This is a genomic window from Aurantivibrio infirmus, assembly GCF_054767315.1.
Window position 1 is genome coordinate 135798 of sequence record NZ_BAAFSK010000006.1, and the last position, 13613, is coordinate 149410.

General features: G+C 43.8%; 13 protein-coding genes. 4 read left to right on the forward strand and 9 right to left on the reverse strand.

Annotated elements, in window-relative coordinates; all coding sequences use genetic code 11:
• Positions 1 to 30 precede the first annotated feature (30 nt).
• The 3 genes from argE to ilvD all read left to right on the forward strand — a co-directional run bounded on the left by argE (position 31) and on the right by ilvD (position 4673).
• Positions 31 to 1206 (forward strand): acetylornithine deacetylase, encoded by a 1176-nt coding sequence (gene argE / locus ACYUCY_RS14360; protein ID WP_460227207.1) that lies wholly within the window; start codon positions 31 to 33, stop codon positions 1204 to 1206.
• Positions 1207 to 1332: 126 nt separating this feature from the next.
• Positions 1333 to 2649, forward strand: a complete 1317-nt coding sequence (gene argA / locus ACYUCY_RS14365; RefSeq protein ID WP_460227208.1) for an amino-acid N-acetyltransferase — start codon at positions 1333 to 1335, stop codon at positions 2647 to 2649.
• Between the two features lie 179 nt (positions 2650 to 2828).
• Positions 2829 to 4673 (forward strand): dihydroxy-acid dehydratase, encoded by a 1845-nt coding sequence (gene ilvD / locus ACYUCY_RS14370; protein ID WP_460227209.1) that lies wholly within the window; start codon positions 2829 to 2831, stop codon positions 4671 to 4673.
• Between the two features lie 112 nt (positions 4674 to 4785).
• On the opposite strand, the gene ACYUCY_RS14375 is transcribed toward ilvD, so the two are convergent.
• From ACYUCY_RS14375 to lgt, 9 genes are all read right to left on the reverse strand, one after another.
• On the reverse strand, positions 4786 to 6087 hold the full coding sequence (locus ACYUCY_RS14375; RefSeq protein WP_460227210.1) for a tetratricopeptide repeat protein: 1302 nt from the start codon (positions 6085 to 6087) through the stop codon (positions 4786 to 4788).
• A 32-nt stretch (positions 6088 to 6119) separates the two neighbouring features.
• Entirely contained in the window at positions 6120 to 6725 is a 606-nt protein-coding gene (locus ACYUCY_RS14380; RefSeq protein ID WP_460227211.1) for an energy transducer TonB, read from the reverse strand.
• Positions 6726 to 6731: 6 nt separating this feature from the next.
• Positions 6732 to 7136, reverse strand: coding sequence for an ExbD/TolR family protein (locus tag ACYUCY_RS14385; protein WP_460227212.1), 405 nt, complete (start codon positions 7134 to 7136; stop codon positions 6732 to 6734).
• Positions 7137 to 7207: 71 nt separating this feature from the next.
• Positions 7208 to 7738 (reverse strand): MotA/TolQ/ExbB proton channel family protein, encoded by a 531-nt coding sequence (locus tag ACYUCY_RS14390; RefSeq protein WP_460227213.1) that lies wholly within the window; start codon positions 7736 to 7738, stop codon positions 7208 to 7210.
• A gap of 12 nt (positions 7739 to 7750) precedes the next feature.
• A complete protein-coding gene (locus ACYUCY_RS14395) occupies positions 7751 to 9139 on the reverse strand; it encodes a MotA/TolQ/ExbB proton channel family protein (RefSeq protein ID WP_460227214.1) in 1389 nt (462 codons plus the stop codon).
• Positions 9136 to 9918: a DUF3450 domain-containing protein gene (locus ACYUCY_RS14400; RefSeq protein WP_460227215.1), complete on the reverse strand. Its 783-nt coding sequence runs from the start codon at positions 9916 to 9918 to the stop codon at positions 9136 to 9138. Before ACYUCY_RS14400 ends, ACYUCY_RS14395 begins: the two co-directional genes overlap by 4 nt.
• A 288-nt stretch (positions 9919 to 10206) precedes the next feature.
• A complete protein-coding gene (locus tag ACYUCY_RS14405) occupies positions 10207 to 10731 on the reverse strand; it encodes a dihydrofolate reductase (RefSeq protein WP_460227216.1) in 525 nt (174 codons plus the stop codon).
• 68 nt (positions 10732 to 10799) lie between these two features.
• Positions 10800 to 11633, reverse strand: coding sequence for a thymidylate synthase (locus tag ACYUCY_RS14410; RefSeq protein WP_460227217.1), 834 nt, complete (start codon positions 11631 to 11633; stop codon positions 10800 to 10802).
• A gap of 28 nt (positions 11634 to 11661) precedes the next feature.
• Positions 11662 to 12489, reverse strand: coding sequence for a prolipoprotein diacylglyceryl transferase (gene lgt / locus ACYUCY_RS14415; RefSeq protein ID WP_460227218.1), 828 nt, complete (start codon positions 12487 to 12489; stop codon positions 11662 to 11664).
• Positions 12490 to 12665: 176 nt separating this feature from the next.
• Here lgt and ACYUCY_RS14420 point away from each other — a divergent pair, with 176 nt between their 5' ends.
• Positions 12666 to 13433 carry an NRDE family protein gene (locus ACYUCY_RS14420; protein WP_460227219.1) on the forward strand — a complete coding sequence of 256 codons (768 nt, stop codon included), beginning with the start codon at positions 12666 to 12668 and terminating at the stop codon, positions 13431 to 13433.
• The last annotated feature ends 180 nt before the right edge of the window (positions 13434 to 13613 follow it).

The following is a 13613-nucleotide window of genomic DNA, read 5'->3' on the forward strand; positions in this document are numbered from 1 at the left end:
CCCCCAACAAAAAATCTCTGAATTGAGCTTATGGCGATTTCAAACAAATTTTTAGATCAGAATTACCAACAGCAGTTGTCGCAACTCGTTGCGCTTCCTTCCGTTAGCAGCACCTCCGCGCGCTGGGATATGGGCAACAGGAATGTTATTGATCTGCTTGCAACCTGGTTCGCTGAATTGGGTTTCAATACCGAAATTATTCCAGTGCACAATCAGCCTAACAAAGCGAATCTTATCGCCAGCTTAGGCAGTGGCCCCGGCGGTTTAGTATTGGCTGGCCATACCGATACAGTTCCTTATGACGAGAATCGATGGTTGCAAGACCCTTTCTCATTAACGGAAAAAGATGGTCGATTTTACGGTTTGGGCGCAACGGACATGAAAGGATTTTTTCCTGTCGTCATTGAAGCGGTAAAAAAAATTATCGGTAAACCTCTCCAGCAACCCCTGATCATCTTAGCTACCGCGGATGAGGAAAGCTCAATGTCCGGCGCACGTGAACTGGCGGCAATGGGAAAGCCAAAAGCCCGCTATGCGGTTATTGGCGAACCCACAGGATTGCGACCCGTACGTATGCATAAAGGCATCATCATGGAGTCCATTCGTGTGCAAGGCCTTGCCGGACATTCTTCAAACCCTGCATTAGGTAACAATGCAATGGAAGCAATGCATCAGGTGATAGGCGATCTTTTGTTATTCAGAGCAGAATTGCAGGCAAAAAATTCTAACCTCGGTTTCGATGTTTCCGTTCCTACACTAAATTTAGGTCACATACATGGTGGCGATAATCCCAATCGCATTTGTGGCAGTTGTGAATTGCATTATGATCTGCGCCCTCTACCCGGAATGGACATTGAAGAATTACGTACGCTTATAGACGGCAGATTAGATCGTATACGAACTCAAACAAGGACCGTTATTGAATGTGAGTCTCTAATTGGCGGCGTTGAAGCTTTCGAAGAATCAGCACACTCTGCTTTAGTTCAAGCGGCGGAAAAACTTAGTGGGTATAGCGCCGAAAGCGTTGCTTTTGCAACGGAAGCACCCTTTATGAAGGCCTTAGGCATGGAAACAATTGTTTTCGGTCCAGGATCAATAGACCAGGCCCATCAACCTAACGAGTTTATTGCGCTCGATCAGATTCAACCTGCCATTGAAATGATTGGTCAATTAATTCAACAATTTTGTTTGCAAAAACAGAATTAGTTGCGGTAACTATCTAACAGAAAATTAAATGTCATTTGCCAAATGATTGACATCATTAAATACCTTAGACACACTTGTTCGATTTTTGCAGTCGTGAAAAATATACAATTGAGAATTTAGTGCCCGATGAAAGACGATAATTTTATTCAATGGTTTCGAAACGCCTCGCCTTATATTAATACGCACAGGGGCAAAACTTTCGTCATTATGTTGCCGGGGCAGTGTATAAATCATGAGAATTTTTATCTATTGGTCAACGACATTGCCCTACTTAATAGTCTCGGCATTAAACTCGTTTTGGTTCATGGCGCACGCCCACAAATTGACGACGCGCTGGGAAAAAATAATCTTGATTCAAGTTTTCAGAACGGGTTAAGAATTACCGAAGAAAACCATATGGGCATCATCAACAGTGCCGTAGGTGCGCTGAAAATTGAAGTCGAAGCAGCGCTTTCGGCAGGTTTACCTAACTCGCCTTTACACGGTTCGCACATTCGAACGGTGAGCGGGAATTTTGTAACGGCAATGCCGCAAGGGGTTATTGATGGCGTCGATCTTCAATTTACCGGAAAAGTCAGACGAGTTGATGCAAACGGAATTAAATCAGCTTTAGATAATGGTGCAGTTGTTTTGGTTTCTAATCTTGGTGTATCGCTAACCGGTGAAGTTTTCAATTTGTCATACGAAGATATTGCCACTGCCATCGCATCTTCGCTAAATGCCGACAAAATTATCGGCTTAGTAGATGGCATCGGTATCGTTGACGAATCCGATAACTTACAAAGAGAATTTAATTTATTAGATTGTGAGAAACTAATTGCGAAAATTCCTAGCAACGACAATTCGATTTGCAGTCAAAGTTTACGTGCTTGTTTCAAAGCTTCTCGCGCAGGCGTGCCCAGGGGTCATTTAATCAGTTATTTAGAAGACGGTGCTTTACTCGAAGAGTTGTTCAGTCGCGATGGCGCTGGCACGATGATTTACGGTGATAGTTACGAGACTTTACGTCAGGCAACGATTGATGATGTCGGTGGCATCCTTGAACTGCTCGAGCCCATGGAAGAACAAGGTATTCTGGTAAGGCGTTCGCGAGAGTTATTAGAAACAGAAATAAATCAATTTCATGTGATCGAAAAGGACGGCGCGATTATCGCTTGTGCTGCGCTTTACACCTACGACCAAGACGCCGCTGAGCTGGCCTGTGTTGCAACTAAAATTGACTATCAACACCATGGCCGTGGAGCCAAACTGCTAAAAAATATCGAAAAGCTGGCAATTCGACTCAATGTCCGCTCCCTGTTTGTGTTAACTACTCAGACAGCTCATTGGTTCATCGAGCATGGATTTCGACAAGGCGACATTGACATGCTGCCTTCGCCAAAAAAAGAACTCTATAACTATCAGCGCAACTCGAAGGTATTCGTTAAGCAACTGATTGCCTAGCCTAAATTGCTTGGTCAAAATTGCATGGTCCAATGTCCGCTGAATTCGCAATCAGCCCCCCTTCTGGTATTCTATGCGGCCTCAGAAGTTAAGGTGTTTTCTGGCCTGAGTATCAAGTCGAAATAACCCAGCCTGTATATTTGTATCTGTAACACTCCTATTTTATTTGAGAGGTTTCCATGCCCGCTTATCGTTCTAAAACTTCAACCGCAGGCCGTAATATGGCTGGGGCAAGAGCACTATGGCGTGCCACTGGCATGAAGGATGATGATTTTCAGAAACCTATCATCGCGATTTCGAACTCTTTCACACAATTTGTTCCGGGTCATGTCCATTTGAAAGATCTCGGCCAATTAGTTGCTCGTGAGATCGAAAAATTTGGCGGAGTCGCTAAAGAGTTCAACACCATAGCGGTAGACGACGGCATCGCCATGGGGCATGACGGCATGCTCTACAGTCTTCCCTCTCGCGATCTAATCGCTGACTCTGTCGAATACATGGTCAATGCACACTGTGCCGATGCCCTGGTTTGCATTTCAAATTGCGACAAAATTACCCCAGGAATGCTGAACGCGGCTATGCGTCTAAATATCCCTACTATTTTTGTTTCCGGCGGACCGATGGAAGCCGGTAAAACAAAGCTCTCTGAGCATAGTTTGGATTTAATCGATGCGATGGTCATCGCTGCCGACGATTCGGCTTCTGATGAAACAGTTGCTGAGTACGAGCGTTCTGCATGTCCTACATGTGGATCTTGCTCAGGTATGTTTACTGCCAACTCAATGAATTGTTTAACTGAAGCATTGGGTCTCTCGTTGCCTGGCAACGGTTCAGTTTTAGCGACACATGCCGACAGGAAAGAATTATTTTTAGAGGCGGGCCGAACGATTGTCAGTTTGGCAAAAAGATACTACGAAGATGATGACTACTCCGTATTACCTCGCAGCATCGCGAATTTTGAAGCATTTGAAAACGCGATGTCACTTGATATCGCTATGGGCGGATCAACAAACACCATTCTGCATTTATTAGCAGCAGCGCAAGAGGGTGAACTAAATTTCACTCTAGCCGACATTGATCGTCTTTCTAGAACAGTCCCTCAGTTGTGCAAGGTTGCACCAAACACCAAAAAATATCATATGGAAGATGTTCATCGCGCCGGAGCGGTCATGGGGATATTAGGGGAACTTGATCGAGGAGGCTTGCTGCACAACCAACTTCCAACCGTTCACTCCAGCACAATGAGTGATGCTTTGGCAAAGTGGGATATTGTTGTAAGCAAGGATGAAGCGGTTAAACAATTTTTTAAAGCTGGCCCAGCAGGTATTCCAACTCAACAAGCGTTTAGTCAAGACACTCGATGGCCAAGCCTCGACGCGGATAGAGAGAATGGCTGTATTCGCAGTGTTGAACATGCGTTTAGCCAAGAAGGAGGTTTAGCCGTACTTACCGGAAATCTTGCGCTTAACGGCTGTGTCGTAAAAACTTCCGGGGTTGATGAAAGTATTTGGGTATTTGAAGGGCCAGCTCATGTTGTAGAGAGTCAAGATGAAGCTGTAGAAAATATTCTTGCCGATAGAGTTAAGGAAGGCGACGTTGTTGTGGTTCGCTACGAGGGCCCTCGCGGCGGACCAGGCATGCAAGAAATGCTTTACCCAACCAGTTATATAAAATCAAAAGGTTTGGGCAAATCTTGCGCGTTATTAACTGATGGCCGTTTTTCTGGAGGCACATCAGGCTTATCGATCGGACATGTTTCACCCGAAGCTGGCGCTGGTGGAAATATAGCGCTAGTTGAAAATGGCGATAAAATACGTATTGATATTCCGAACAGAACAATTGATGTTTTGTTAACAGAAGAGCAACTAAGCGCGCGGCGCAAAGCAAGAGAAGCTTTGGGTGAAAATGCTTGGCAGCCAGCAAAACCTCGGCCCAGAAAAATAAGCGCGGCACTAAAAGCCTATGCAATGCTAGCAACAAGTGCGGATCAAGGAGCAGTCAGGGATTTAACTAAATTAACTTAACGAAAAAATGTGCTTAAGATTCAAAATAAAAAAGGCAGATAAATATCTGCCTTTTTTATTTTACTCAGCGCATCTTATTTTAACGATAAATAAAATGCCTAAAGTCTATAGCTTAATTTGACGCAACGTTCATCGACTCTTCGCGTGACTTCGCAGAATTACAGGTTTGAATCCACTGACGGGCCTGTTTTTCCATAGTTTTGTCTTTGGCAACTTCTCTGAAAGCCTTGATTGCATCATCGTATTTCTTCAATTCATATAGAGAAATTCCAACGGTGAAATGCGCAGTTGCGGGTTTTCTCAACGTACGCTTCAAAGCTTCGCGTCCCGCGGTAACTGAGTTTTGATAGTTATCATTACTCAAATAGATTTGCGCTAATTGAGAATACAGTTCGCCATTTGCGGATTTTTTAGCTGCCTCTTCCATAATTGGAATTGCCTTATCACGCTCTTTAGCAATACTCCAAGATGCGCCTAACAATTCTAAATTTTTAGAAGTGGTTTCAATAATCTTATCGTTAATACCCTTCTCAATTACCTTCGCAGCTTTGTAGGGATATTCAGCCTCGAGATACATACTGGCAATATTTAACAATTCTTTCTCTTGAGTGTAACCACCCATACCGTAGATAGTTTCGTAGGCAGCCAGTTGATTTTTAGTCTGATCTAAAAGTGCGTATGCAGAAGACAGTGTTTTCCAATAAGTTAATTTCGGATAATGCCTAACCAACTTTTCTAATACGCTAACAACAGTTCTATAATCTTCTTTGTTGTAATAAATAGACATTTGAAAAGAATAGGCACTTTCAGGTGGCAAGCGATCTGAGCCTTCATACATCTCAATAGATTTGTCGATGTTGATTCGCGCTTTTTCAATATTATCAGCCGAATAATAGGCTTGGCCTAAATTGAAATAGTGTTGCGCGCCAACAATTTCAGAACGAGCAACATAATCTTCAAGTAATCGAATAGCTTCTTTATAGTTTTCAGTTGCTAAATAAAGTTGCGCTAAGGTGTACTGAACATTTAAGGCGGCAGCTGGTTGAATACTTTCGGTTTCAATAAACAACTTATAGTATTTGATCGATTCAGGGTAATTTCCCATCGTCACATAAATGCTACCAAATACTTGATACAACTGAGCCTTTTCAAAATCATTCCATCTGCTTGAATTCACACCCTTAGCTTCTTTGAGCGCATTTTCCAAGTCGGGCTTTGCGTTCTCGTCTTCAGGATTAAGGAATTCATAAATTTTGGCGAGTCTTTTGTTCACTGATTCAGAGACCGTTTGACTCATCGCCTGTGCAACATGTAACTGAACGCCAGCGCTAGAAAACTCTATACTCGCAATCGGCGCCAAAACAAATGCTGGCACAACAACTAAGGAATTGAGGATGAACTTTTTAATGGGCATACCTCTTAACATCTCTCACCTCTACTGGCAGTCTAATCAGCCAAATTAAATACAAGTTTAGTACGAACACCGGGTACTTCCACGGGGTTGCCGTCAATAACTCGCGGCTTATATTTCCACTTCAACACAGCTCTTCTTGCTTCGCGATCAAAAATACTGGATGGATCGTTTTCGATGATAATCGGATCTTTAACTGAGCCATTACTTGTCACCGTAAACTCAACGATAACCCAACCTTCAATCCCACGGCTCGCCGCATTGGTGGGATAACGTGGTTCGACCCTCACGATCGGAAGATACTCACCATCTGATTTAAAGTTGTTCCCGAAGCCAACAGCTATGTCGGTGTTAATTACAGGTTGCGCAATATTTACAGCATCAGCTGAAACATCTGGAGCGTCAAAGTCAGGCTCTGGGATATCAGGAGCTTCTTCAGGCTCATCAGGCTTATCCGGCTTCGAGGTATCGTACTGAGTTTCAATCTCTCTATCCGGCATCCGAATATCAGCAATTTTTCTTTTATCCACCTCTTCTGGTGGTAGCCATTCTTTATCAACCAGCTTAAACATCACGACTACAAGCACAACCGTCGTTAAGGCAGCGCAAATACCGGCAGTTATCAGTCGAGTTACATTCATGTCAGATTAGTTCTCGTCTTCTGTCGCTATGGAAACATCATACAAACCTAATTCTCGTGCAGCGTCTGCAACAGCGGTTAATGTTTTAACATTAGCCTCATTATCGGCTTGGATAACTAATCCACCTTCTGGGTTTTCGGCTCTTAAACGCTCAATCACAGATTTAACTGCACGAACATCAACGCGGCGCTTATCGATCCATACTTCGTTGTTATTATTGATAGCCACCAAAATACTGACATTATCTTTAGGCTCAGCGGTAGTAGCTTCTGGGCGATTGACATCAATACCGGCTTCTTTAATAAAGACGGAGGTTACGATAAAGAAGATCAACATGATGAACACCACGTCCAGCATTGGCGTTACGTCAATTGCCGCTTCTTCTTCTTGTCTTTGCTTTTTCCTACTCATAATCTTTCTCTATAGATATGCAAAAATGTGCAAAGTTGCATGTTTTCTTAAACAATCATCCAGACCACAGATCAGTGATCCATAGTCAAATGATCTTCTAGTAGTTGGTTTTCACGCTCTGCTGTGCGCGTCACAATAGTATTACCAAAAACGCCTGAGATCGCCGCAACCATTCCCGCTAATGTTGGAATTGTTGCTTTCGACACACCGCCAGCCATCGCTCTCGCATCACCTCCACCGGTAACGCCGAGAACTTGGAATACTTCAATCATCCCGTAAACCGTTCCTAATAGCCCAAGCAATGGACATACAGCCACACAAGTCGCGATAAAGGATAGGTTTTGATTAACACGCAGAGTTACTTGAGAAATTAACTTGTCACGAATCTTATGTGCACCCCAAGACTTTCTTTCAACGCGAGACTCCCAGGCATCTAGGGCAGCCGCCGTATCTCTACGCAAGCCGCCTTTGTAATACCAAATGCGCTCAAAGATCAAAGTCCACATAACGAAGACCAGCCCAGAAACCATCAACAACACTGGGCCACCAGAGTCTAGGAACGCTAGAAGAGACGCAATTGCTTCTTGATACTGCAGCAACATCTAATCGATCTCCTATTTACGCTCAGCGTTCTCGGCGACAATACCGGCACTTTGCTCATCGAGCACGTGAAGGATGCGCTTAGCACGACCGTAAACAACGGTGTATAGAAGCATGGTTGGGATTGCGACGATCAAGCCTTCCATTGTTGTAACCAAGGCTGAAGAAATACCGTCTGCCATGGTTCCAGGGTCGCCCGCTCCGTATAACGTAATCGCCTGGAAAGTTTGAATCATACCGCCAACTGTACCCAAAAGACCCATCAGCGGCGCAATCATGTAGATCACTTTCAGTAAAGCTAAGCCGCTTTCAATCGATGGACGCTCTTTCAGAATGGCTTCTTCGAGTTTCAATTCCAAAGACTCAGTGTCAGCATTTGGATTATCTTCAGCAACCTTCAAGACACGACCAAGTGGGTTGTTTGGATTAGCTTTTTTAGCTCGTAATTGCGCACTTACTTTACCGCTTGTAGCAGACAGAGCAAGAATTCTAAATAAGGCCAAAAGAATCGCGAAAGCACCTAAACCTGTGATCGCATAACCAATATAACCACCTTGATGCCATTGCTCGATTAAGTTTGGTCGGTTGATGATTTTGCTTAGGAAAGAACCACCTTTAGAACCTGTGGGATCGATACCAGCGCGGGTAAACCCTGAATTTGAAGCGGCAAGATTCGCTGCTGCTCCAGTTACACCACCTTGTGGCTGACGAGGAAGTTCTGCGATTTTGCCGTCTGAAGTCATATATAGATAATTACCTGCCGCTGAAACAAGCTGATAATTCCCGATACGCACAACTTCTTGCTCAATTTGCTCACCGCCTACTGTCTGTACTGGTGCAGTAAACTTAACAACTCGGCCACCTTCAACAGCTTCACGCTGCATCTCGTACCACAACTGCTCAATTTCACCAATCGATGGTAATTGCGTGGCGCTATTCATTTTTTCGATTAGACCCGTAAGGAAGTCATCTCGATTATTTAAACCAGGCTGAGCCGAAACGATAGACTGCTCTAATACTGAGCGAGTATCACCGGCCTGCGAAGTTAAATGACCAAATAACTCAGCCAAAGAGCCGGTTCGCTCTTGTAGACGATCACGCAATTCAGAGACTTGTATTTCTTGAGTTTCGTAAGTCTGCTCTAAACGCTCAGAACGACGCTCTTCAGCAGTTCGAGTAGCAATCGCTTTATCGAGTTCGGATCGTTGATTAGCACGCTGGCGTCTGAATTCTGCTTCACGTTGTTGATGCTCTCTAGTCTCAAGAATTCGGTTCTCTTTAACCATATTCAATAGTTCATCTAAAGACTGTGCTTTAGGCTGATCTTGAGCAATTGCGGCGTTAACCGCGAAAGCTGAAATTACTGCAGCTGATAGGCAGCGTTTTACAATCGTCATTTTCATTGGGCTGCCTCCGGAGATGGAATAGGTAAGCGGATAATATCAATTGGCGCTTCTTGTTTTGCGATACGAATACCTTGAGAGATAGAAGTCGCGTAAGTACCAGGATCTAATTCAACCCATGCTTTTTCGCGAGAATCCCATACACCAGTTAAGCTGCGATCTTTAGTTTGATAAACCAAGGCAATACGTCCCAACATGAGCATATTGACCTGAAGGTCGACACCACCAATGTTCAAAGTATCTTCATAAGTAAGGATGTTTCGGCCGTACTCAGATTCAATTCGGTAGGCTTCTAGAACCTGGCGGAATTTCTCAGCAACGTTTACGTCTGCACGATCCTGTACTTCATACAGTTGTGCGATTCGATCTTGACGCTCTTCCTTCAAGAAAGGCACATCGAGCTCAACGAATTGCTCAAGAGCATCCAACATTCTCAAGACTAACGGCTGAACCTGTCTCTCTAGAACAGTTACGCCGTCGATGGATTCAGTAAGCTGCTTAATAACTACCAGCTGGTTATCGATTTGCTTTTGAAGCTGGTCGTTATAGACCCTCAGGCCTTCGATCTCTTTGTTGACCACTTTAAATTGCTGATACAGGTCACTGGTTTCGTCTTGCAGCCTATCGATTCGCTGTTGAGACTGAGCACCTGCTGCTGCGATTGACTGGCCTTCCTTGAGAATACCATCGAGAGTTTGGTCTGCCTGGATGGATCCAGCGCCGAGACCAAGTGACAACGTTGCTACCAACGCTGCGGTCCTGAGTTGTTGCTTCTTCATAGCTCCCCCAATTGGGTTCTTTTAATCAGCCAAAAACAATGCACATTGCGTACAAGTCTAGGCTGGGTTTTGATTAATTAAACTGTAATAAAATACGGATGTCGTTTAAGAGCGCGACATTTAATAATAGCTAGCATGAACATTCAATGATTTGTGATCGCTTCAATTCGCTTGTGTATTTTGGTAACAACTACTTATTATCCTTATCAGCCACCGCAAACACAGCGGATTATCTAGCTTTAGCGAGCTTAGCAAGTGCCTACTCGCTTATTATCAATTTATTTCTTGTTACGTTTGGTTACTTATAACGCGTTCATACACTTCAAAGGCATAATCATAATTATTTGGCAGCCTTGCAGGAAATTCTTCGCTACTTATAAGCCTCCATTCATCACCATTAGAGCCCAGCGGAGGAAAGTACGCATCGCCCTCAATTTGTGCATGAACTCTGGTTAAATAAACTCGGCTAGCCATCGCTAACACTTCACGGTAAACCTGTGCGCCGCCGATAACGATAACCTCTTCGTTTCCATCAATCAACGACAAACTTTCAGATAATTGTATTGCTTCCGCAATAGAATGAGCGACTTTTACCCCCGGCGCGGACCAATTTTTCTGTCGAGTAATCACTACGTTAGTGCGACCAGGAAGCGCCTTACCTATCGAATCAAATGTATTGCGGCCCATGATTATCGTTTTACCCATCGTCTTACGCTTGAAATATTGCAAGTCTTCGGAAATTCGCCACGGTAGCTCATTGTTTTTGCCGATGACATTATTTGTCGACGCTGCAACGATAATAGAGATCAACATTTTTTTACCAAAACATTTGAATTAATTTAAACAAATTATATTGTTAATACTAAATTTAAATAGCCGAGTTAAATTGCTACGGGAGCGCTTATCCCAGGTAGCGGATCGTAGCCTTGCAATTCAAAATCGTCGAAATCAAATGCAAACAAATCGTTAATCGCTGGATTAAGTTTCATCGTTGGCAAGGCACGCGGCTGGCGCGAAAGCTGCTCTTCAACCTGTGCACTGTGGTTTGAGTAGAGATGCGCATCGCCCAAAGTATGAATAAAATCCCCAGGCTGCAAACCCACAACTTGCGCAATCATCATCGTCAACAACGAGTAACCGGCAATATTAAACGGGACACCAAGAAAAATATCAGCACTTCGCTGATATAACTGACATGATAATTTTCCATCTGCAACATAAAATTGAAAAAAAGTATGGCAGGGCGCAAGTGCCATACGCCCTTCTTCAACGTTTTGTTGTGGCGCCTTAGTTTCATCAGGTAACTGTGCGGGATTCCACGCCGACACGATGAGCCTTCGCGAATTGGGCGTCGCTTTAATCTGATCTAATAATTGCGAGATTTGATCGATAGCCGCACCACTGGGTGATGGCCAAGAACGCCATTGATAACCATAAACAGGGCCTAAATCACCTTCTCCAGTCGCCCATTCATCCCAAATACTTACGCCGTTTTTTTTCAAGTATTCCGTATTCGTCTCGCCTTTTAAAAACCAAAGCAATTCGTAAATAATAGATTTTAAATGGCACTTCTTGGTGGTTACCAAAGGAAATCCATCAGCCAAATTGAATCGCATTTGGTAGCCAAACACGCTCTTGGTTCCAGTACCGGTACGATCGCCTTTTTGCACACCATGATCACGAACATGGCGCATTAAATCTAAATATTGCTTCATAATAATTAGTCTTTTGAGATAAGGAATTTCACAATCTGCCTAGTTTCGCTTGCTTGTTTTTGTAGGCCCAAAGAAAAACCAACAAGCCGACGATAATCATTGGCAGAGACAATAGCTGGCCGCGAGTCATCCAGCCAAACAAATACGATATATGTGCGTCGGGTTCACGCGTAAATTCAATCGTGAAACGAAAAACACCGTACAACAATACAAACAAACTACACACCGCCCCACGAGGTTTTGGCTTCATCGAGAACCAAAAAATAATAATAAATAGCACCAAGCCTTCAAGGGCTGCCTCATAAAGTTGAGAGGGATGGCGCAGAATTTTTTCTGGATCTCGTGGAAAAACAATCCCCCAAGATACACTAGTCGCTCGCCCCCAAAGTTCTTGACCAATAAAATTTCCCAAACGACCAAAACCCAAACCCAAAGGAACCAATGGCGCGACAAAATCCATCAAACTTAAAAATGGCACGTTTATACGCCGCGCGTAGAGCACCATTGCAACAATGACGCCGAGCAAGCCGCCATGAAATGACATGCCGCCTTCCCAGACACGAAATAACCACAATGGGTCATTTAGAAAATCATCAAAATGATAGAAAAATACTGAACCAAGGCGCCCACCAACAATTACGCCGAGGGCCCCGTAAACGATCAAATCCTCAACTTGGTTTTTTTTAACCGCGCTATTTTTCTGCTCACTGCGTTTAAAGGCTATAAACCAAGCCGCCGCAAAAGCACACAGGTACATGATCCCGTACCAGTGAACGCTTAAAGGGCCAAATTCTTTCCCTGCAATTGATAGAGGGCCGATAGAGAATGCGATGGGGTCTATAAATGAGGTGCTCATACAGGGGTACTAAACTGCTTCGTTATTAGTCGATTTTTCGGCGAGGCCGAGATGATACCATTGACCAAATTCGTGATGCCAATGAACTTGCCCTCGGATGATCAGAATTGCTGAAAACATCGTCTGTTACACTACGAGACCCTTTTAGATGACGAAATTAAAAAAGCCGAATTTATATGTGTTTAATACTTTTTGCCTATCGCTCTCACCAAGACTTCCCGTTGATCTTGGCCGCCAACCGAGATGAGCGATACGATCGCCCAACTGCCCCTGCGGCATTCTGGCAAGATTCTCCCAAGGTGCTCGCCGGTCGCGACATGAAAGCTGGAGGCTCTTGGCTTGGCATCACTCGACAGGGCAAATTTGCCGCTATCACGAATTTAAGAGGTGGCGCTAACACACAAGCCGATCTCATATCGAGAGGGCATCTGGTTAGTGATTTTCTAGTTAGTGATGTCGACCCCGTCGACTACTGCGAAAGCGTCGTTGCCAAAGCCGATCGCTACAATGGTTTCAATTTATTAATCGGCGACAAAAAAGAATTTGTTTACTGCAACAACGACAAAGCGCTGGAAATTTTGACTCCCGGCATCTATGGCTTGAGTAATCACAAATTGAATTCGCCCTGGCCTAAGGTAATACGAGGCAAAGAAAGCCTCGAAAAAATTATACAGAAGCACTCGAATACTAGCCCCATTAATAACGATCAACTACTGTCAATTCTCGGCGACAAGTCAATCGCAGGCGATCATGAGTTACCAAACACTGGTATCGACATTGAACTCGAACGTACCTTATCGCCGATGTTTATAGAATCTGAAACCTATGGAACTTGCTTATCGACGTCGATAATTATTAATAGCTCAAACCAAGTTCAATTCAAAGAACGCAGTTTTTACGAAGCACCTTTTGGTGATAAAAGTTTTAGTTTTATCGTCGACTAATAGCCAAGCCAATTAGATCTCACAAATTTTCTGCGCTAGAATTTTTAGCGAAAACACTTAAGTAATCTTTATTTATTCAATTACCTGATCGCTCTACCGTGTATAGGGCCTGAGAACCAATCATTGCTGGAATTGGAATAACATAAGAAATTTTACCGCTGTGTTCGAAACACCGGACAA

Excerpts from the sequence above, each read along its gene's own strand:
- ACYUCY_RS14385 (WP_460227212.1), bottom strand. The coding sequence starts at position 7,136 with ATGAGTAGGAAAAAGCAAAGACAAGAAGAAGAAGCGGCAATTGACGTA.
- ACYUCY_RS14390 (WP_460227213.1), bottom strand. The coding sequence starts at position 7,738 with ATGTTGCTGCAGTATCAAGAAGCAATTGCGTCTCTTCTAGCGTTCCTA.
- ilvD (WP_460227209.1), top strand. The coding sequence starts at position 2,829 with ATGCCCGCTTATCGTTCTAAAACTTCAACCGCAGGCCGTAATATGGCT.
- ACYUCY_RS14375 (WP_460227210.1), bottom strand. The coding sequence starts at position 6,087 with ATGCCCATTAAAAAGTTCATCCTCAATTCCTTAGTTGTTGTGCCAGCA.
- ACYUCY_RS14395 (WP_460227214.1), bottom strand. The coding sequence starts at position 9,139 with ATGAAAATGACGATTGTAAAACGCTGCCTATCAGCTGCAGTAATTTCA.
- ACYUCY_RS14420 (WP_460227219.1), top strand. The coding sequence starts at position 12,666 with ATGTGTTTAATACTTTTTGCCTATCGCTCTCACCAAGACTTCCCGTTG.
- lgt (WP_460227218.1), bottom strand. The coding sequence starts at position 12,489 with ATGAGCACCTCATTTATAGACCCCATCGCATTCTCTATCGGCCCTCTA.
- ACYUCY_RS14400 (WP_460227215.1), bottom strand. The coding sequence starts at position 9,918 with ATGAAGAAGCAACAACTCAGGACCGCAGCGTTGGTAGCAACGTTGTCA.
- argE (WP_460227207.1), top strand. The coding sequence starts at position 31 with ATGGCGATTTCAAACAAATTTTTAGATCAGAATTACCAACAGCAGTTG.
- ACYUCY_RS14405 (WP_460227216.1), bottom strand. The coding sequence starts at position 10,731 with ATGTTGATCTCTATTATCGTTGCAGCGTCGACAAATAATGTCATCGGC.
- ACYUCY_RS14410 (WP_460227217.1), bottom strand. The coding sequence starts at position 11,633 with ATGAAGCAATATTTAGATTTAATGCGCCATGTTCGTGATCATGGTGTG.
- argA (WP_460227208.1), top strand. The coding sequence starts at position 1,333 with ATGAAAGACGATAATTTTATTCAATGGTTTCGAAACGCCTCGCCTTAT.
- ACYUCY_RS14380 (WP_460227211.1), bottom strand. The coding sequence starts at position 6,725 with ATGAATGTAACTCGACTGATAACTGCCGGTATTTGCGCTGCCTTAACG.